Source organism: Alienimonas chondri (genome assembly GCF_013036045.1).
Taxonomy (GTDB): Bacteria; Planctomycetota; Planctomycetia; order Planctomycetales; family Planctomycetaceae; genus Alienimonas; species Alienimonas chondri.
In genome coordinates this window covers 1-21095 of the sequence record NZ_WTPX01000024.1, presented here as the reverse complement: position 1 = coordinate 21095, position 21095 = coordinate 1, and the positions used below count along the sequence as shown (strand labels likewise).

The following is a 21095-nucleotide window of genomic DNA, read 5'->3' as shown; positions in this document are numbered from 1 at the left end:
CCCACTTTCACGCCCAAGCCGGAGGCATGCCTCCGGCTTGGGCGTGCTTCATTCCGGGGCTTGCAGCGTTCCGCCCCGCAGGAACCGCACCGTCGCTGCGCGGATCGTGGCGTTCATCATCAGGAACGAGTGCCCCGCCCCGCGGACGCTGAGGTGCTCCGCTTCGCCGTCGAGGTGGGCCTCCGCGACGGCGACGGTGCCGTCGTCGTCGCCGGGCACCAGGGGGTTGTAGCCGTCGTCGCTGCCGCGGCAGCCGGCGATCGTGGCGAACGTGCCGGGCGGTTTGGGGAGCGCCGACAAGGTCTCCGTCGCGCCCTTCGAGATCTCTGCCGCGGCGGACCCCCAGACGAAGTCCAGCGAATTGCCGACCACCGGCATCCCCCGCACGGCGTCGGCCATCGCCGCCCCGCCGTTCGGCACGCCGAGCAGCACGCTGCGTCCGACGGGCGCCTGATCGTCCTGCATCTCGCTCCAGGCCCGCAGCACCAGTCCGCCGGCGCTGTGGCAGACGAAGTGCAGACGAACCGGATCCTCCGGGTCTTCGTCGTGGACCAGGCGGTCGGTGATCTCCTGCAGCATTGCCGCGGAGGCCCGGAGCGACTGACGGGTGCTGGGGTAATCGACGGCGACCACGTCGAACCCCGAGGCCCGCAGATCGGCGGCCATCCGGGCGAAGCACTTCCCGCTGCGAATCATTCCGTGCAGCAGCACGACGGTGTCCCCCGAGGGACGCGGCAGATCGCGGGCGACGATCTCCGCATTGAGGGCCGTCTCGCACGCCGCCCGATCGCCCCATGCTCTGCGGAGGTCCCAGTCGTCGAGAAGGCGATGGTGGCCGGTCACGACGTGCCGCTGAATCCGCCAGCCCGCCCGGTGGGTCACGTCGCCCCAGAATTGCATCCCGCCCAGCGTGGGGAGCAGCAGGTTCGGCAGGGCGAAACCGGGCGCCACGGCGGGCGTCCCGGGCGCCGCGACGGGCACTTGAGGCGTTGCGACGGGCGGCGGCGGATCGACCGTTACGGCGGGCGGCGTGGCGGCAGCAGCGGGCGGGGCGAGCGACATGGCGCTGATCAGGAGCGGGGCGAACATCGGGGAAGCGTCCGGGCGGTCCGTCGCGGGGGGCCGCGGCGACTTCGGTGAAGAAGTCGCCGCGAGGCGTGCGGTTCTATTTCAATCCCGCTCCCCGGCAGAGACCATCCTCGCATGACTGAACCGCTCCCCCCCGCCGAATCGTTCGATCCCTCCACGGAGACCCCGTGGGATCTTCCCCGGTTCGACCAGTTCACGGTCGCGCAGGTCGAACCGGACGTCACCGCGCTGCTCGAGACCGCCTCCGCGGGGTTCGAGTCGATCGAAGCGGACGCGAACCCCACCTACGGCGCGACCGTCGGCGCGACCGATCGGCTGTTCGAGCCGTTCGAGAAGGTGTGGGGACCGGTGGGCCATTTGATGGGGGTGAAGAACTCGCCGGAACTCCGCGAGGCGCACGCCGCCGTCCAGCCGGCGATCGTGCGGTTCGGATTGAAGACCGCCCAGAGTCGACCGCTGTACGACGCCCTCGTCGCCCTCCGCGACGGGGCGGACTGGTCCAGCCTGACCGGGGTGCAGCAGCGAATCGTCTCGCAGAAGATCCTGTCCGCGGAGTTGGCCGGCGTGGCCTTGGAGGGCGAGGCGAAAGAGCGGTTCAACGCCCTGTCCGAGGAAGCGTCGAAGCTGTCCACGGAGTTCGCGAACCACGTCCTCGATGCGACCAAGGCGTTTTCGCTGACGTTGACTGACCCGGCGGAGGTCGACGGCCTTCCCAAGACGGCTCGCCGCCTGTTCGCCGCAGCCCACAACGAGCACGTGAAAGCGGAGGCGAAGGACGATGCGGAGACGAACAGAGACGACCAACCGATCGCCACGCCCGAAAACGGTCCCTGGCGGGTGACGCTCGACGGACCGGCGTTGGTGCAGTTCCTTCAGCACGCGACCCGCCGCGACTTGCGGGAGACGCTCTATCGAGCGCACGTGACCAAAGCCAGCGGCGCGGGAGACTCCCCCTCCGAGGATAATAATGCGCCCCTCATCGGCCGGATCTTGGGGATCCGGCAGGAGATGGCGGAGTTGCTCGGCTATCCCCACTTCGCCGCCGTCAGCCTCGCGGAGAAAATGGCCCCGTCGGTCGAAGCGGTCGCGAAACTGCACGCAGATCTGCTCGGCGCCGCGAAGGACGGGGCCGCCGAGGACATGGACGATTTGAAGCCGCTCGCGGAGCGGTACGGTCTCGACGAGATCCGGCATTGGGACGTCGGCTTCCTCGCGGAACGCCTGCGGGAAGAGCGATTCGAGTTCACCGATGAGGAGCTTCGGCCGTACTTCGCCCTGCCAAACGTCTTGGACGGCCTGTTTGAACTCTGTGGGAAACTGTTCGGGATCACGGTCGAGGCCGCGGACGGCGAGGCGCCGGTGTGGCACAAGGACGTGCGGTTCTTTCGCGTGCGGAATGAAGCCGGCGAGGCGATCGCCGGCTTCTATCTCGACCCCTACAGCCGCCCGGCGGACAAGCGCGGCGGCGCCTGGATGGGCGATTGTTTGGGGCGTCGCCGGAACGCGGACGGCTCGCTGCAATTGCCGGTCGCCTATCTGATTTGCAACGGCACCCCGCCGACCGGCGACACGCCGTCGCTGATGAGCTTCCGCGAGGTCGAAACGCTGTTTCACGAGTTCGGTCACGGTCTGCAACACATGCTGACGACCGTCGAGGAACCCGGCGCCGCGGGGATCAGCGGAGTGGAGTGGGACGCCGTCGAACTGCCCAGTCAGTTCATGGAGAACTGGTGCTACCACCGCCCGACGCTGATGGGCTTCGCCAAACACCACGAAACCGGCGAGCCGCTGCCGGAAGAACTGTTCGAGAAGATCGTCAAGGCCCGCACCTTCCGGGCCGGGTCGCAGATGTGTCGGCAGATTGGGTTCGGTTCGTCCGACATGACGCTGCACAGTACGCCGTCGCTGGCCGGCGACGCCGACGCGGCGCTGGCCTCCCACCGGCAAACGCTGATCGACACCTCCGTGATGCCGCCGCTGGAGGAAGATCGCACGTTGTGCAGCTTCTCGCACATCTTCGCCGGCGGCTATGCGGCCGGTTATTACAGCTACAAATGGGCCGAGGTGCTGAGCGCCGACGCGTTCGCTGCCTTCGAGGAAGCGGGCTTGGACGACGAAGCCGCGGTGCAGGAAACCGGCCGCCGATTCCGCGACACCGTGCTGAGCCTCGGCGGCGGAGAGGATCCGATGACGGTCTTTGAACGCTTCCGCGGTCGCCCGCCTGAACCGGACGCCCTGCTCCGGCATAGCGGCCTGGCGGATGCGTGATTGGGGCCGCCTGACGGGGCGTGCCGCCGCCCGGGCCCAGACCTGGGGCGATTCCAATGGATATGCACGCCTCGAGGGCGTATAATGGAGAACGTCGATGCGAGCTTTCGCAAGGCGAAGGCTCCCCCACAGCCCGACGTTCGCGTCCCCCCCGGGACGTCCCGCCACACGTCCTCCCCAACCTGACCAAGCCTGCCCCGCTCATGCGGATTCGCGTGTTCTGTCCGAACTGCGGCGTGGCGTTTACCGCCTCGGAGCGCCATGCGGGGAAGATCGGCCGCTGCCCGAGCGCCAACTGTGGTCGCAAGCTGCGGGTGCCGGAGGCCCGCCCGCAGGTCGTCTTCGAGCCGGTCCCTGCAGAGCGTAAGAGCAAGAAGCGAAAACGGTCTGCGGAGACCGCCAAGGCCGGCGCTGCAGTCTGGGTGAAAGGGGCCGTGGCCGCCGGAGCGGTGTTGGCGCTTGCGGTGGGGTTTTTCGCGCTCCAATCCGGGGAGGAGGCCGCGGACCTCGCGGCGCCGAGCGAACTGCGCGTCGCCGCTCGCCCCGCTCCGGTCCAGCCGCCCGCGACTCCGATCACCTCGGCAGCCGCCGGTTTGCAGCCGTCGCTGAACGTCGGCGCTGCCGCCCCGCAGATGGTGCTCGCGGCGATGGTCGAGCCGAAACTGACGTTTGAAGAAGGGGTCGGCGCGTTCCTCAAAACGCATTGCATCGACTGCCACGGTCCCGATTACGCGGAGGCCGATATCAATCTTGGGACGGTGAATTCCGCCGACGACCTCCGGGCGGAACGAGACAAGTGGGAACGCATTCTCGCGATCGTGCGGGTCGGGGCGATGCCGCCTTCGGAGATGGATCAACCGACCGCGGAGGAGCGGGCCGCCGCGGTCGATTGGATCGACCGGGCTCTCCACGAAGTGAACTGCGAGATCGTCAACGACCCCGGTCGCGTGACGGTTCGTCGGCTCAATCGGTCCGAATACGACAACACCGTTCGCGATCTGCTGGGAGTCGAACTCACCCTCAGCGACGACTTCCCCGCAGACGACGTCGGCAACGGCTTTGATAATCAGGGCGACGTCCTCACGCTCCCCCCGCTGCTGTTGGAGAAGTATCTGCACGCCGCGGAGAAGATCGCGGGCCAGGCGATCGTCGGCGATCCGAACTCGCTGCTGAAGACGTCGAAGGAGTACGGCAATCGCTCCATCCAGTCGATGGAGGAGAAGTTTAAGTTTCCGGCGCACGGCGATTACACGATCCGGATCCTCGCCAACGCCCAGCAGGCGGGGCCGGAGAAGGCTAAATACGAGGCGACGCTGGCCGGCATTCCCTTCGCCAAGGTGACGCTGTCCGGGGATCGAACGCAGGAAGTCTTCGAGCGAACGGTGCCCGTCAAGCCCGGCGAGCACACGCTCAAAATCAAGTTTACGAACGACTTCTACAAGCCGGACGCCAAGCTGGACCGCAACCTGTACATCGAGGCGATCGAAGTGATCGGCCCGCTGGGAACGCGGCCGGAAAATCTGCCGGAGACGCACGAAGCGATCGTCACGGCCGTCCCGGAGACCGCCGGCGGCGTGAAGAATGCGGCGGCGGAGGTTTTTCGTCCGCTGGTCTCTCGCGCCTATCGTCGCCCCGCGACGGACTTGGAAATCGCGAGACTGGCCTCGCTGGTCGAATCGGTGGTGCGTGACGGGCGGACGTTTGAGGAGGGCGTGCAACTCGGGTTGCAGGCGGTGCTGAGTTCGCCGCACTTCCTGTTTCGCATCGAACGCGACCCGACCGACGCCCGTCCCGGGGAGCCGGTGGGCGTGAACGACTACGAACTTGCCAGCCGCCTGAGCTATTTCCTCTGGTCGAGCATGCCGGACGAGGAGCTGTTCCAGCTCGCGGAGGAGGGGCGTCTGGGCGATGACGCGGTCCTTGCGCAGCAGGTCGATCGCATGTTGAACGACCCGAAATCCGAGGCGCTCGTCGAGGGATTCTTCGCCCAATGGCTGAATTTGCAGCTGCTCGACGAATTCCAGCCGGACGGTCGGATGTTCGGCCCCTATTGGACCTCCGCGACGAAAGCGGCGATGCGACGGGAGACGGAGCTGTTCTGCCGGGAGATCGTTCGGGAGGATCTGCCGGTGAAGACCTTCCTCGACGCAGACTTCACCTTCGTGAACCCGCGACTGGCCGAGTACTACGGCGTGCCGTGGGACGGCAAAACCGGCGACGCGATGGAAAAATATTACGCGGAGAACCTGCCGGGCTTTATCAAGAAGGACGGCGATCGGCTGAAGCGGGAGCGGAGACGCCGGGCCTATGCGTTCCGCAACGAGGACGTCTTCAAGCGGGTTTCGCTCCCCGACAACCGTCGGGGCATTCTGACGCACGGCAGTATCCTGGCCCTGACGAGCAATCCCGTCGGCACCAGTCCGGTGAAGCGCGGGAAATGGATCCTCGACAACATCCTCGGAACGCCCCCGCCGCCCGCTCCGCCGAACGTCCCGGCGCTGGAGGAGACCCAGGAGGCGAACAAAGATCTCTCGTTGCGAGACGCCCTCGCGAAGCACCGGGAAGACCCGGGCTGTGCAAGCTGTCACGCGGTGATGGACCCGTTGGGTTTCGCGTTCGAGCACTTCGACGCCGTCGGTCAGTGGCGCGAGAAAGACGGCCGATTCGAGATCGACGCCTCCGGCGAACTGCCGGACGGAACGACGTTCGAGGGCGCCACGGAGCTGGTCGCGGTGCTGGACGGCCGCTCCGACGAGTTCGTCACGCACTTTACGCGTCAACTGATGACCTACGGCCTCGGCCGTGGGATGGAGTGGTTCGATCGGTGCAGCGTCGACGAAGTCGTCGAGGCGACGCGGCCGAACGGCCACCGCTTCCGGGATCTCGTCCGCGGCATCGTGCTGAGCGACCCGTTCCGCAAACGCTCCGCAGAGTCGATCGCCGCGAATTGAAGGGCCGCGACGCTGCTCCGGCTCGATTCGCTATCATTCCTTTCCCCGCCCCCCCACGCAGGCTCCGCCGTGTTCAACCTGAACCGCCACGCCCCGCTGTCGTCGCTGTCCCGGCGGACGCTCCTTCGTGGAGCCGGGGCCGCCCTGGCGCTGCCGCTGCTCGACGCGATGCCCCTCGCCGGAACGGCGGAGGCGGCGGACGGCGCCGCGAAGGGACCGATCCGTCTGGGATTCACCTTCTTCCCGAACGGATGTAACACCGACCGCTGGTTCCCGAAAACGGAGGGCGCCGGCTGGGAACTGACGCCGACGCTCGAACCGTTGAAGGCGCTCCGCGGCGACGTGACCGTCCTGAGCGGACTGGATCAGCACAACGCGCAGAGCCTCGGCGACGGCGGCGGCGACCACGCCCGCAACGCCGCGACCTATCTGACCGGCGTGCACCCGCTGAAGTCCAGCTCGGACATCCGCGCCGGGCGGAGCGTCGACCAGGTCGCCGCCGATCGGATTGGATCGCAGACGCGCCTGCCAAGTCTGGAGCTGGGCATCGATCGCGGCCGAAACGCGGGCTCGTGCGACTCCGGGTATTCGTGTGCCTACTCGAACAACATCAGTTGGCGCAGCCCCTCCCAACCGACCTCCAAGGAGATCAACCCGAAGCTCGCGTTCCAACGCCTGTTCGGCTCCGGCGGGGATGCGGTGGAACGCCGGTTGGCTGATCGTAAGAGCGTGCTGGATCTCGTCGCCGACGACGCGGCCTCCCTGACGAAGCGGGTCGGGACGACCGACCGTCGCAAGCTGGACGAGTACTTCACCAGCGTCCGCGACGTCGAACGGCGGATCGAGCGGACACTCTCCGCGCCGCCGATCGAAGCGCCGGAGATCGAATTGCCCAGCGGCGTGCCGAACGAGCTGAACGAGCATCTTCGCCTGATGTACGACCTCCAGGCGCTCGCCTTCCAGGCGGACGTGACCCGCGTGACCACGTTTATGGTGGCCAGTGCCGGCAGCAACCGGAATTACCCGGAAGTCGATGTGAAGGACGGCCATCACCATCTGTCTCACCATCAGTCGAATGAGCGTAAGCTGGAACAGATCGCCCGGATCGACCGCTTCCTGATGGAGCACTTCGCCCGCTTCGTGCAGAAGCTCAAAGAGACCCCGGACGGCGAGGGGAATCTGCTGGACAACAGCTTAATCCTGTACGGCTCCGCGATTCGCGACGGCAACCGCCACAGTCACGCTGATCTCCCGTTGATCCTCGCCGGCCGCGGCGGCGGGGCCGTCAAACCGGGGCAGCATCGCCGCTTCGGGGACGGCACGCCCCTCAACAATCTGTTCCTGACGATGCTGGACGCCGCCGGCGCCACCGGCGTCGAGGAGTTCGGCGACAGCACCGGCCGGGTGACGGGGCTGGACGCTTAGAGCGGTCTCCCTGCTCCGCGGTCCCGCGGCTTAGAGCCCGCGGGCATCGAGGAATGCGCTCAAACCGGCTAGGAATTGCTCCACGGCGACGGCGGTCAGCAGGAGGCCCATGAGCTTTTGCAGGGCGAGCGTCGCGCGGGGACCGATCTTCGCCGTGAACAGGTCTGCCAGCAGGAGGACAGCCGCGTTTGCGGCCCATGCGAGCAGGAGAGCGAGCAGCCACGTCGGCCACCGATCCGGGTTGCGGGCGTTGACCAGGAGCAGCGTCGCCAGCACGCTCGGACCGGCGATGAACGGGACCGCCATCGGGACGAAGTACGGCTCCTCCGGCGACTGCCCCTTTCCCCCGGGGCCGGGCGCCGTGGCGTCCGGCTTTTCAAACGTCATTTGCAGCGCGATGAGGAACAGCACCACGCCGCCCGCGATGGCCAGCGCCGGTTCGCCGATCTGCAACGCGGCCAGCACGGGGCCGCCGCCGAACAGAAACGCCACCATCACCCCGAGGGCGAACAACAGTTCGCGGATCAGCACCCACCGGCGGCGGGACGGCTCCAGGTGACCGGTGATCGCCGGAAACACGATCGCGTTCCCCGGCGGGTCCATCACCAAAAACAGCAGGGCGGCGGCGGAGAGCAGCGTCATCCGGGCAGTGTCGCCCGGAGGGTGCGGTTCGTCATGGCAGTCGCGTGCTGCCCAACAGGTGGCGGTCGCACTCGCGGGCGGCTTCGCGGCCTTCGGCGATCGCCCAGACGACGAGGCTTTGGCCGCGGCGGCAGTCGCCGGAGGCGAACACGCCGGGGACGTTCGTCGTGTACTTCCCGTGCTCGGCTTTGAAGTTGCCGCGGGCGTCGAACTCCACGCCGAGTTGTTCCGCGGGCGTCGGCTCCGGGCCGCCGAAGCCGAGCGCCATCAGGGCGAGATCGCATTCGATAGTGAACTCGCTGCCGTCCACCACGCTGAACGGCGCCCCGCCCGGCTGCGGCTTCGACCAGTCGACCCGACAGGCCCGCACGCCCGTCAGGGCGCCGCTCTTGTCCTTGAGGAACTCCAGCGTCTGGATCTCGTATTCGCGGGGATCGTTGGCGTTCTTCTTGAAGCTGAACCTCGCGTCGTTCGCGTAGTCCATCTTCGCCGCGGCTTCTTCGTGGCCGTAGTCGGTGCGATAAACCATCGGCCACTGCGGCCAGGGGTTGTTCGCCGGGCGCTCCTGCGGGGGCGTGCGGACGATCTCGAAAGTGACGACGCTCTCGCACTCCTGCCGCAGGCTGGTGCCGATGCAGTCGGTGCCGGTGTCGCCGCCGCCGATCACCAAAACCTTCTTCCCCTTCGCGGAGATGAAGTCCGGCGGGTTCCCGCCGAGCACCTTTTGGGTGCTCGGACGCAGGAAGTCCATCGCGAAGTGAATGCCTTTCGCGTCGCGGCCGGGGGTCTTGGAGAAGAAGTCGTTCGGCTTGGTGGCGCCGGTGCAGAGCACGACGGCGTCGAAGTCCTTCTTCAGCTCATCGGCGGAGATGTCCTTGCCGATCGTGCAGTTCACGACGAACTCCACGCCCTCGGCCTTCAGCTGATTCACGCGGCGTTCCACGATGCCCTTGTCGAGCTTCATATTGGGAATGCCGTAGGTGAGCAGCCCGCCGACGCGGTCGTCCCGCTCGTAGACGGTCACCTTGTGGCCCACGCTGTTGAGTTGCTGGGCCGCGGCCATTCCGGCGGGGCCGCTGCCGACCACCGCGACGGTCTTGCCGGTGCGGGCCTCCGGCGGATCGGCCTTCACCCAGCCCTCTTCCCAACCGCGGTCGGCGATCGAGACCTCGATGTTTTTGATGGTCACCGGCGGGGAGGTGATCCCCAGCACGCAGGATCCCTCGCACGGCGCGGGGCAGACGCGGCCGGTGAACTCCGGGAAGTTGTTCGTCTTGTGGAGCCGGTGGAGGGCTTCCTTCCAGCGACCGCGATAGACGAGGTCGTTCCACTCCGGGATGAGGTTGTGCAGCGGACAGCCCGCGGCCATCCGGTTCATCACGTCGCCGGTGTGGCAGAACGGGACGCCGCAATCCATGCAGCGGGCGCCCTGCTGCTTGAGTTCCTCCTCCGGCATGTGCTCGTGGAACTCATTCCAGTCGAGAATGCGGAGCAGCGGATCGCGGTCCGAGGGGACGGCCCGGGAGATCGTCTTGAAGCCGGTGGGGTTGCCCATGAGAGCGTGGGGAAAGGCAGTATGCGGGAGCGTAACGCTGAGGCCCCGCGGGGCCTCAGCGTTCGGTGAAATGAGCGAACTCAGGCGGAGAGGACCGGGGTGACGGTCTCGCCCGCGGCGGCGCCGGACATGCCGCCCTCGTCGCCTTCGGCGGCGAGTTCGGCGAGCGCCCGGCGGTAGTCGACCGGCATCACCTTGCGGAAGTTGGCACGCTCCGCGTCCCAGTTCTTCAGCAGGCGGGCGCCCTTGTCGCTGTCGGTCAGTTTGACGTGGCGTTCGATGAGGGCTTTGAGTTCCTGCTCGTCAGCCCCTTCGACCGGCTCGAACTCGACCGTGGCGAGGTTCGTCTTCGCCAGCAGGGTCTCGTTCGGGTCGTAGACGTAGGCGATGCCGCCGCTCATCCCGGCGGCGAAGTTGCGGCCGGTTTCTCCGAGAATCACCGCGCGACCGCCGGTCATGTATTCGCAGCCGTGGTCGCCGCAGCCTTCGACGACGGCGTTGGCGCCGCTGTTGCGAACGCAGAACCGCTCCGCCGCGACGCCGCGGGCGAACAGTTCGCCCAGCGTCGCTCCGTACAGGGCGACGTTGCCCAGGATCATGTTCTCGGAAGGATCGAAGCCGGGGTTCGCGGGCGGCTTGATGACGATCCGGCCGCCGGACAAGCCCTTGCCGACGTAGTCGTTGGCGTCGCCGGTGACCTCGATCGTGACCCCCTTCGCCAACCAGCCGCCGAGCGTTTGCCCGGCGGACCCGGTGCAGCGAATCATGATCGTGTCGTCCGGCAACCCGTTCGCGCCGTGGGCCTTGGAGACCTCATGCGAGAGCATCGTGCCGAAGGCGCGGTCGATGTTTTCGATCTCGTAGTCGAGTTCGACCGGCTTGCCGTCGCGGAGGGCCGGGGCGGCCTCCTTGATCAGCCGGTTGTCCTTCACCACGTCCAATTCGTGGTTCTGGTCGACGGTGCAGAACGTGCCGGCCTTTTCGTAGTCGCTGGTCGCCTTCCGCAGGATCGGGGAGAGATCCAGGTGAGCCGCCTTGGGATGGCCCTTCGGCAGATCCGCGGCGAGCAGGTCGGCCCGACCGCACATTTCGTCGATCGTGCGGAAGCCGAGCGACGCCATGATCTCCCGGCACTCCTCAGCGACGGCGAACAGGTAGTTGACCACGTGCTCCGGCTGCCCGCGGAACATTTTTCGAAGGGCGGGATCCTGCGTGGCGATACCGACCGGACACGTGTTGAGGTGGCACTTTCGCATCATGATGCAGCCCAGCGTGATCAGCGGAGCGGTGCTGAAACCGAACTCCTCCGCCCCCAGCAGGCAAGCGACGGCGACGTCCCGACCGGTCTTCAATTGACCGTCAGTTTGCAGCCGCACGCGATCGCGGAGGCCGTTCATCACGAGCGTCTGGTGGGTCTCCGCGATGCCCAGTTCCCACGGCAAACCGGCATGCTTGATGCTGGTGAGCGGGCTGGCGCCCGTTCCGCCGGACGAACCCGAGATCAGGATGTTGTCCGCGTGCCCCTTGGCGACGCCCGCGGCGATCGTGCCGACGCCGACCTCGCTGACCAGCTTCACGCTGATGCGGGCGGACGGGTTGGCGTTCTTCAGGTCGAAGATGAGCTGCGAGAGATCCTCGATCGAATAGATGTCGTGGTGCGGCGGCGGGGAGATCAGCCCCACGCCCGGCGTGCTGTGCCGGACGGACGCGATGATCTTGTCCACCTTGTGGCCGGGCAGCTCCCCGCCCTCGCCGGGCTTGGCGCCCTGCGAGATCTTGATCTGAATCTCGTCGGCGTTGGTCAGGTACCAACTGGTCACGCCGAACCGGCCGCTGGCGACCTGCTTGATCGCGCTGCGACGGGTGTCTCCGTTGGGCAGCGGGTCGAACCGTTCCGGGTTCTCGCCGCCCTCGCCGGTATTCGACTTTCCGCCGAGGCGGTTCATCGCCACGGCGAGCGTTTCATGCGCCTCGGCGGAGATGCTGCCGTAGCTCATGGCGCCGGTGCAGAACCGCTTGACGATCTCGCTGGCCGGTTCGACCCATTCCAAGTCGATCGGTTGCCGCTCCTCGGTGCGGAACCGGACGAGGCCGCGGAGATTGCAGTCGCGGGCCACGCGCTCGTTCACCATCGCGGCGAACTGCTTGTAGGCGTCCTTGTCGCCGGTGCGGGCGGCGTTCTGAACGGCGGCGATCGTTTGCGGCGTCCAGGCGTGCTTTTCGCCCTCGGCCCGCCAGGCGTAGGTGCCGGGGTTGGGCAGATCGACCGGTTCGTACTCGTCGCCGCGGGTGGCCGTGGCGGACGGATAGCCCAAGTCGTGCCGCAGGACGGCGTCCTCGGCCAGACGATCGAACCCGATGCCCTTGATGCGGCTGGGCGTGCCGGTGAAGCAGCGGTCGATGACCTCCTGCCCCAGCCCCAACGCTTCGAAGATCTGAGCACCCTTGTAGCTCTGCAGGGTGCTGATGCCCATCTTCGCGAACACCTTGAGCATCCCCTTCCCCACGCCCTTGCGATAGGCGTTGACGATCTCCTCATCGGTCCACGGCTTGCGGCTCTTCTCGTGCACGGCGAGCGTGCCGGCGTCGCGGGCCTGACGAATCGCGGCGAAGGCGAGGTACGGGTTCACCGCATCGGCGCCGTAGCCGACCAGCGTGCAGAAGTGGTGCACCTCGCGGGTCTCCCCGCTTTCCAGGATCAGCCCCAGCTTCGTGCGGCTTTCGGTCCGAATCAGGTGCTGATGCACCGCTCCCGCAGCCATCAGGGCCGGGACCGCGATGCGGTCCGGGCCGGCGGCGCGATCGGACAGAATCAACAACGCCTCCCCGGCTTCGATGGCCGCATCGGCCTCGGCGCAGAGCGCGTCGAGCGTTTCCCTCAGCAGGCGTTCGGCCTCCGCGGGGTTCTCGGGCTTGGCGAAGGTGAAGTCCGCGACGCGCGAGGACCAACCCCGATGGGGCTCGTCGGCGAGGCTCTTGAGCGACGCGATCTGCCCGTCCGTCAACACCGGGTGCGGCAACCGCAGCCGATGGCACTGCTCCGGCTCGGTGTTGAGCAGGTTGCCCTCCGGCCCGACGAAGCACTCCAGGCTCATCACGATCTCCTCCCGGATGGAGTCGATCGCGGGGTTCGTCACCTGCGCGAACAGCTGCTTGAAGTAGTCCGGCACCACGCGGGGCTGCTCGGACAGACAGGCCAACGCGGCGTCGTCGCCCATCGAGCCGATCGGATCCTTCTTCGCGCGGATCAGCGGGAGCAGCATGAACCGCAGCGTTTCCTCGCTGTAGCCGAAGCTGCGCAGACGCTTGAGCAGGTCGTCCCCTTCCGGGGTCTCGCCGGCGGAGGCCTTCGGCAGATCCGCGAGGTCCAGCCGCTGTTCCCGCAGCCATTCGCCGTAGGGACGCTTCTCGGCGGCCTTCTGCTTCAACTCCTTGTCCGGGACGATGCGGCCTTCGTCGAAATTCACCAGGAACATCCGGCCCGGCTTCAGGCGGCCCTTCTCCTTGACGTTCTCCGGGGCGATGTCGAGCACGCCCACCTCCGACGCCATCACGACGCGATCGTCGTGGGTGACGTAATAGCGGCTGGGCCGCAGACCGTTGCGGTCGAGCACGGCGCCGATGACGTGGCCGTCGGTGAACGACACGCTCGCCGGGCCGTCCCACGGCTCCATCAGGGCGCTGTGGTACTCGTAAAACGCCCGCTTGTCCTCGGGCATCTGCTCGTGGTTCTGCCACGCTTCGGGGATCATCAGCATGATCGCCTCCTGCGGACTGCGACCGCTGCGGAGCAGCAATTCGAGGCAGTTGTCGAAGTTCCCGCTGTCGGAGAGGTGCTCCTCGCAGATCGGATAGGCGTCGGACAGCCGGCCGTCGAAGTGCTCGCTGCGCAGCTGCCCCTGACGGGCGGCCATCCAGTTCCGGTTCCCGCGGAGAGTGTTGATCTCCCCGTTGTGGGCGATGTTCCGCAGCGGCTGGGCGCGGTCCCAACTGGGGAACGTGTTCGTGCTGAACCGGCTGTGCACCATCGCCAGATGCGTCGTGTAATCGCCGGCCGAGAGGTCCGGGTACATCGGCATGACCTGCTCCGGCGTCAGCATGCCCTTATAGACGATCGTGCGGGCGTTCAGGCTGCACACGTAGAACAGCAGCCCCTCGGGCATGCGGCTTTCTTCCCGAACGATGCGGGAGGCGCTCTTGCGAATCAGGAACAGCGCCCGGTCGAAGGCATCTTCCTTCAACGCCCCGTCCTTCAGGACGTTCTCGCCGGCTCCCACAAATACCTGTTCGATCCGCGGCATGCAGGCGCGGGCGGACGGCCCGACGTCGGCGCCGTCCACGTCGGTCGGGACTTTCCGCCAACCGAGCAGAGTCTGCCCGTACTCCTTGATGCGATCCTCCAGCACGCCCTTGGCGCGATGGTACTGGCGGGGATCGCGGGGCAGGAAGACGTTGCCGGCGGCGTAACGGCCGGGTTCCGGCAGCGTGATCCCCTCTTCCCCGGCCACGCGGGCAAGGAACTCATGCGGCAACGCGGTGAGCATCCCGGCGCCGTCGCCGGTGTTCTGTTCGCAGCCGCAGGCGCCGCGGTGCGTCATGTGCCGGAGGATGCGATCGGCGTCCGTCACGATGCCGTGCGACCGCTTCCCCTTGATGTTCGCGACGAACCCCACGCCGCAGCTGTCGTGCTCCAGCGACGGATCGTACAGCCCTTGACGCTCCGGGAAGCGGCCTTCCCGGTGACGACTCGGGAATTCGGTCCGGGCGGGAGACGTGTTGTTCGAGTCGACGGTCATGAGGGGGACCCGGTGGGCGCTGCGTAAGGTGATCGGAAGTGCGGGGCGCCGACGGTCCGGTTCTCTGAGCAGAGAAACCGGCGCTGTCGGCGGAAATCTGGGGGGAAGCTCGGAGCTATCCGGCGACGGCGACGTCCGCGTCGCGGGCTGCCGTGCGTTTGGAGCGGCCGTCCGAGAGCGGGCCGGGATCTGCCGGCGCCGGCCCGGTCGCCTGGGACGGCGTTTCGAGCAACAGGTCGCAGAAGGCTTTGGCCGCGGCGCTCAACGGCCGTCGGCGGCGTCGCACGATGCCGAGGGGGCGGATCCAATCGACCCCCTCCAGCTTCGCCGTCGCCAGCGTCCCGAGGCTGACCTCGCGGCGGACGGACGGCTCGGGCAGCAACGCCACGCCGGCGCCGGCCTCCACGGCCCGTTTGACCGTTTCGAGGTTATCGAATTCGTAGCTGATCTCCGGGTCCACCCCGACGCTTTTCAGCCAACGATCCGATTGGCGCCGCAGTTTGAGACGCATCTGCAACGCGACCCATGGTTCGCCCGCCAACCGGGACGGCTTCACGGAACCGCCCGCGGCCAACGGATGACCGGGACGCAGAGCGAGAACCATCGGTTCCTTCTGCCACGGCAGGCACTCGAACGTGCCGCCGTCGCGCGGGAACGAGACCAGCCCCAACTCCGCTTCGTCGCTGCCGACCGCGTCGTACACGTCCTCCGGGTGGCCGTACTCCAGCCGCATGGCGACGTCCGGGTACAGGCGGGCGAATTCCTCCACCGTCGGCGCCTGCAACAGGCCGACGGAGTAGATGCTCGAAACGCACAATCGTCCGCTGACCTGCCCCGCGATCCCCTTGACGCGATCTTCAAGTTCGCGGAACCCGTCCAACAGGTCGCGGCAGCCTTCCAGCAACACGCGACCCGGTTCCGTCAGATGACACGGCCGCGTCGACCGGTCCAGCAGCTTCACGCCGAGCCGTCGTTCGAGGTTCCCCACGGTCTGCGAGACCGCCGGCTGGGACATGCTCAATACCTCCGCCGCCCGGGAGAAACTCCGCCGGGAGGCGACTTCGCGAAAGATCTCGGCCTCTCGGATGAGCAAGGAGGTCTGGCGGCGGGAGGGGAAAGATTGACGTTCGGTTATATCGGAGGCGGCACAGTATCGTGACGGCCAGCGCGAAGCGTACGACCGCGGCGCATCGTGATCAAGCCGCCCGGAGGGGACCGGCGTTCATCCGCCGCACCCGTCGATCCAAGGCGACCGCATCACCCGCCTCATCCCCCGGATCGCCGCAATGGGGGCGTCACATCGGCGGCCACGGAGCGCCGGGGCGTCGGGTCGCTTCAGCGAAGAACCACGCTGCTTCTTCCCCGGGGCGAAGTAGGGTCGGCCCCGTCGGTCGGCGTCGCCCTGTTCGCGCGACGCGGTTCCGGCGACGCTACCGCCGATGCCGCCGCCTCCCGCTCGCTTCGCCGCCCGACTTGCAGCCCGGGCGGAGTTCGATTCGACCGTCGCCTGGGCGCTGGGCGTGCGGTTCTGGCAGATCCTGGCCGGCCCGGTCACGGCCTTGCTGATCGCTTCCCGCTTCTCCGAGACGGAGCAGGACTACTTCTACACCCTCACCGGGTTGCTGGGACTCGATGCGCTCTGCCGCTTGGGGCTGAGCGAGGTACTGGTCGCCCTCACGTCGCACGCCTTCGCCGAGGAAGGGCATACGGCGAAGCGTCGGCTCGCCGGGCTGGTGCGGTTCGCGGGGCGTTGGGCGGTTGGAAGCGCCGCGGCCTTTGCGGTCGGCGTGGGGGTCTTCGGTGCGTGGAGCCTGTCTGAATCGGCCGTGCCGGGGGCTGAAGCGTCGACCGCGATTCCTTGGCGCGGCGCTTGGTGGACGGCGGCGGCTTGCACCGCGGGATCGGTCGCCGTCGCGCCGGCGCTCGCGGTGCTGACCGGGTGCGGGCGGATTGGCCCCGTCACCCGTGCTCAAACGGTCGCGGCGGTCGTCGCAAACCTGACGGCGTGGACCGTGATGCTGGCCGGCGGTTCCCTCTGGGCGGCCGCGGCGGCCTGCGCGGGGCGGCTGGCGATCGAGGGCGTCCTGCTTTCTCGTTCTTGGGCGTTCCTGCGGGACCTTGCAGCGATCGGCGGAACGGCGTTTCGCTGGAGCGTCGATGTCTGGCCGATGCAGTGGCGGGCGGCGATTCAGAGTTCTGCGGCCGCGGCCGCCGCGGCGGGACTGACGCTGGTCCTCTTTCGCCATCGAGACACGCTCGGCGCCGGGGAGGCGGGGCGGTTGGGAATGAGTTGGTCCGCCGCCGTCGCCCTGCAATACGGGGGCGTCGCATGGCTCGGCACTCGCGCCCCGAGGTTGGGAGCACTGGCGGCGGCGAAAGATCGAGCCGGGTTCGATCGGCTGTTCGCCCGGACGTTCGTCGCCAGTTGGGCGGCCGTCATCGTCGGGGCCGTCGTGGGCACGTCGCTCGTTTGGGCGTTGGAGGAGGGGCTGCTCGGCGAGTGGGGCGCGTCGCTCGCGGACCGGCTCCTTCCCCCCCTGCCCTTCGCGGCGCTGACCGGGGGGAGCGTCGCCCTGCACGTGCCGTTGGGGCTGGCGGCCTACGCCAGGGCGTGGCGAGCCGAGGCGTTCGTCTGGCCGGCGGTCGCCATGTGGGCGGCGGTCGGGCTTACGACATGGACGTTCGGTCCGACGTACGGCGCTGCGGGGGTGGCGTGGGGCTTCGGGGCCGCGGTGTTGTGCGTCGGCGTCCCACTGTACGTCGTCCGGTGGGGGCTCTGGCGCCGGCGACGTTGAAGCGACGAATCACACCGCCGCATCGGATTCGTGGGGCCCGATGGGTTGGACGACGGCGGGGCGGACCGGTTTAGAATGTCTGTCGGACGCTTTGCGTCGCCGCCGCTCCCCCGTGCCCCGCCCCGTCATGCTCCGTCGGTTCCGACCGCTCGCCGCCCTCCTTCTCTCCTCCGGCGCCTTTCCCGCGTGGGCTGAACCAGTCGCCGACCCGGCGGGGGCGGAAGACCAGCACGCCCCCGTCACGGAGTTGAAGAACCTCACGGTGGCCGACGGCTTTAAGGTCGATCTGTTCGCCGCGGAGCCGATGCTGCTCTCGCCCAGCAATATCGACATCGACGCCCGCGGACGGGTCTGGGTCTGCGAAATCGTTAACTACCGTCAGTTTCGAAACGCGGACACGCCCCCGCGGGAGGAGGGCGACCGCATCCTCGTGCTGGAGGATACGGACGGGGACGGCGAGCTCGACAAGAAGACGGTCTTTTATCAATCGCGGGAGATCGATTCCCCGCACGGCGTCTGCGTGCTGGGAGAGACGGTGATCGTCTCCGCCGGGGAGAACATTCTGAAGTTCACCGACGCGAACGGCGATCTCGTCGCGGACGCGGGGAGCAAAGAGGTGATGTTCACCGGCATCAGCGGCGTCCAGCACGACCACGGCGTGCACAGCGTGCTGTTCGGCCCGGATGGCAAGTTGTATTTCAACTTCGGCAACGAGGGCGGCCAGCTGAAGCATGCGGACGGCTCCCCGGTCGTCGATCTGGCCGGCAACGTCGTCGATTCCAGCCGGCAGCCGTACCAGCAGGGCATGATCTTTCGGTGCGATCTGGACGGATCGAACGTCGAAACGCTGGGCTGGAACTTTCGCAATAATTGGGAGCTTGCCGTCGACAGCTTCGGCCGGATCTGGCAGTCCGACAACGACGACGACGGCAATCGCGCGACCCGCCTGAACTTCGTCATTCCCTACGGCAACTACGGCTATCGGGACGAACTCACCGGCGCCGGCTGGCGGGAACCGCGGGTCGGAATGTCAGACGAAATCCCTCTGCGGCACTGGCATCTGAACGATCCCGGCGTGATGCCGAACCTGATTCAGACCGGCGCCGGCAGCCCGACCGGCATCGCCGTTTACGAAGGCGATCTGCTGCCGGAACGGTATCGCGGCGCCCTGCTGCACTGCGATCCCGGTCCGAACGCCGTGCGGGCCTTCTTTCCCGAACCGGACGGCGCCGGCTTCCAGGCGGAGCAGCAAGACCTGCTGACCGGGGAAAACGACCGCTGGTTCCGCCCCTCCGATGTCGCCGTGGCCCCGGACGGCAGTCTGCTCGTCGCCGACTGGTACGACCCCGGCGTCGGCGGCCATCGCATGGAAGACATCACCCGCGGCCGTGTGTTCCGGCTGCGGCCGTTCTATTCGCCGAAGCGTTACGTCGCCCCGGCCCTCGACCTCTCCACATCGGAGGGGGCGCTCGCCGCGTTGAACAGCCCGAATCTCGACGCTCGATTCCAAGGCTATCAGGCGTTGGCGAATCGCGCGGGCGGTTCCGGCGAGGTTCTTCTGAAGCAGTTCGAGAATCCGGCGACGCCCCCGCACCTCCGCGCCCGGGCGATGTGGGCGCTGGCGGCGATCCGAAACCATCTGTACGTCGCCGACTTGGCGTTGGCGGACGAAGATCCCGACATCCGTGCGGCCGGTCTGCGGCTGCTCCGTCAGTCCACCGATCCCCGAACGGCCCGCGGCGCTTCGGCCCGGCTGGAGCGGATTGCGGAGGGCATCTACGGCGAGAACCGCTTCGACACCCCGGCTCTGCGGCGGGAAGCCGCCGTCGCCCTCCGCGGCCTGCCGGCCGACGCCGAGGGCGGCGGGCTGACCGCGGCAGACGCCTGGGCAGCGTTGGCTTGGGAACATCTGCCCGGCGATCGCTGGATGCTCGAAACGCTGGGTCTGGCCGCCGACGGGAACTGGGACGCTTTCCTCGAAGCCTACCTGGCGCCGTCGTACGGCCGGCTGAATGAGGATGGAACTCGCAAGCTCGGCAAACGGTTCCATGAAGACGCGCAAGCGCGGGAGATCGTGTGGCGGAGTCGGGCGGAACGGACGCCGACGTTGCTGGCCGATCTCGCCGTGAACGCCAAACACGTGCCTCTGGACGAAGTTCCCCGCTACCTCCGGGCGTTCGACTTCCAGCCTGACTCTGAATTGAAGCGTCGCCGGCTCGGGCAGATCGCGTTCTCAAGCGACCTGCCGGAGGACCGGGCGACCCTCGTGCGGCTGGAGGCGTTGACCCGTCTGAAGGACTCCGGCGGGGACGACCCGCGCGTCAAACAAGCCATTGAACAGGTGCTGGACGAAGCGCGGGGAACGGAGCAGTTCGTCTCGCTGATGAAGCAATTCAAGATCGGCGGCCGCACCGACGACCTGCTGGAACTCGCCCGGACCAAACCTGAGGAGAGCGCGGGCGTGGCCGCCGCGACGCTGCTGATCGAACGAGGCAAATGGGACGAGTTGGGCAAAGCCGCCTGGGGTAAGGATCGCGAAGCCGCCGAAGCGATTCTCGCAGCGCTCGGTCGCACCGGAGACAATCGCATTCTCGGGTTCCTCACCGCGGTGTTGGATGACGAGAACCTGGACGCCGCTCGCCGGAAAGCGGCCGTCGCGGCCCTCGCCCGCATCAAACCGGGGGCGGAGTTGCTGCTGACGCGCGTCGAGGAGGGAACCCTCGCGGAGGAGCTGCGACAGAGCGCCGCGGCCGCCCTGCACGCGACGTCCCACGGGGGGCTTGGGAAACGAATCGATGCGGCCTTCCCCCCGCCCCCGGGGCGTGAGAAGCCGCTACCGAGCCTCGCCGAACTGACCGCCGCACGCGGCGACGTGACCAACGGCAAGCTGATTTACATGAATACGGGCACCTGTGCGAAGTGCCACGTCATTAAAGGCATCGGACGGGAGGTCGGCCCGGATCTGACCGAGATCGGCGACAAGTTGGGCCGGCAAGCCCTTTACAGTTCAATTCTCTATCCCTCCGCGGGCGTCAGTCACAACTACGAAACTCATACCGTGCTGACGGATGAGGGCGGCGTGTTCAACGGGCTGCTCGTCAGCGAAACCGACGAGGAAATTCGCATTAAGGATCAGGAAGGGATCGAACGCAGCTTCCAGAAATCCTCCCTCCTGGAGCACGGCGTGCAAGACGTCTCCCTAATGCCGGCGGACATTCAAAAGCTGATGACGGAGAAGGAGCTGGTCGACCTCGTCGAGTTCCTCACGACCCTGAAAAAGAAGTGATCTCCCAGCTAATACCCTCACGGCTTCGGCCCTGAGGGGATTGGTCGGTAATGGCCGGTCGCCGGCGTCGAATCAGGTGTGGGATAGACGGATTGCACGCTCCCCGACGGCTGCGGCAACGAATCTTTCGTGAGCGACGGATCGGTGCTTTCGGTCGAACCGGCCCGTTCCGCTTAGAACCGCTTCAAGGGGGGCGAACGGCGCCGCCGATGCATCCGTCACCCCGACCCGCATTCGGGCGGCGTGGCGATCGGATCGCCCCGCACATCCTCACCCCCGCACCACCAC

10 protein-coding genes are annotated in these 21095 nt (G+C 67.5%); 5 read left to right on the top strand and 5 right to left on the bottom strand.

Going from position 1 to position 21095, the window contains the following annotated elements; translation table 11 throughout:
- Nucleotides 1–48: 48 nt before the first annotated feature.
- On the bottom strand, nucleotides 49–1089 hold the full coding sequence (locus LzC2_RS05665; protein ID WP_171184667.1) for an alpha/beta fold hydrolase: 1041 nt from the start codon (nucleotides 1087–1089) through the stop codon (nucleotides 49–51).
- Between the two features lie 114 nt (nucleotides 1090–1203).
- On the opposite strand from LzC2_RS05665, the gene LzC2_RS05660 reads away from it, so the two are divergent.
- The 3 genes from LzC2_RS05660 (at nucleotide 1204) to LzC2_RS05650 (ending at nucleotide 7733) form a co-directional block, all read left to right on the top strand.
- Nucleotides 1204–3357: a M3 family metallopeptidase gene (locus LzC2_RS05660; protein ID WP_171184665.1), complete on the top strand. Its 2154-nt coding sequence runs from the start codon at nucleotides 1204–1206 to the stop codon at nucleotides 3355–3357.
- 236 nt (nucleotides 3358–3593) lie between these two features.
- A complete protein-coding gene (locus LzC2_RS05655) occupies nucleotides 3594–6308 on the top strand; it encodes a DUF1592 domain-containing protein (RefSeq protein WP_171184663.1) in 2715 nt (904 codons plus the stop codon).
- 69 nt (nucleotides 6309–6377) lie between these two features.
- Nucleotides 6378–7733, top strand: coding sequence for a DUF1552 domain-containing protein (locus LzC2_RS05650; protein ID WP_315854543.1), 1356 nt, complete (start codon nucleotides 6378–6380; stop codon nucleotides 7731–7733).
- A gap of 30 nt (nucleotides 7734–7763) precedes the next feature.
- On the opposite strand, the gene LzC2_RS05645 is transcribed toward LzC2_RS05650, so the two are convergent.
- The 4 genes from LzC2_RS05645 to LzC2_RS05630 form a co-directional block, all read right to left on the bottom strand.
- Nucleotides 7764–8375, bottom strand: a complete 612-nt coding sequence (locus LzC2_RS05645; protein ID WP_171184661.1) for a MarC family protein — start codon at nucleotides 8373–8375, stop codon at nucleotides 7764–7766.
- Nucleotides 8376–8406: 31 nt separating this feature from the next.
- Nucleotides 8407–9930: a glutamate synthase subunit beta gene (locus LzC2_RS05640; protein WP_171184659.1), complete on the bottom strand. Its 1524-nt coding sequence runs from the start codon at nucleotides 9928–9930 to the stop codon at nucleotides 8407–8409.
- Nucleotides 9931–10010: 80 nt separating this feature from the next.
- The gene (gene gltB, locus LzC2_RS05635) at nucleotides 10011–14726 is read right to left on the bottom strand and encodes a glutamate synthase large subunit (protein ID WP_171184657.1); all 4716 of its coding nucleotides are present in this window, start codon (nucleotides 14724–14726) and stop codon (nucleotides 10011–10013) included.
- Nucleotides 14727–14841: 115 nt separating this feature from the next.
- Nucleotides 14842–15819, bottom strand: a complete 978-nt coding sequence (locus LzC2_RS05630) for a LysR family transcriptional regulator (RefSeq protein WP_171184655.1) — start codon at nucleotides 15817–15819, stop codon at nucleotides 14842–14844.
- Nucleotides 15820–16165: 346 nt separating this feature from the next.
- On the opposite strand from LzC2_RS05630, the gene LzC2_RS05625 reads away from it, so the two are divergent.
- Both LzC2_RS05625 and LzC2_RS05620 read left to right on the top strand, forming a co-directional pair.
- Nucleotides 16166–17521 carry a hypothetical protein gene (locus LzC2_RS05625; RefSeq protein ID WP_171184653.1) on the top strand — a complete coding sequence of 452 codons (1356 nt, stop codon included), beginning with the start codon at nucleotides 16166–16168 and terminating at the stop codon, nucleotides 17519–17521.
- A gap of 112 nt (nucleotides 17522–17633) precedes the next feature.
- A complete protein-coding gene (locus LzC2_RS05620; RefSeq protein WP_171184651.1) occupies nucleotides 17634–20807 on the top strand; it encodes a PVC-type heme-binding CxxCH protein in 3174 nt (1057 codons plus the stop codon).
- The last annotated feature ends 288 nt before the right edge of the window (nucleotides 20808–21095 follow it).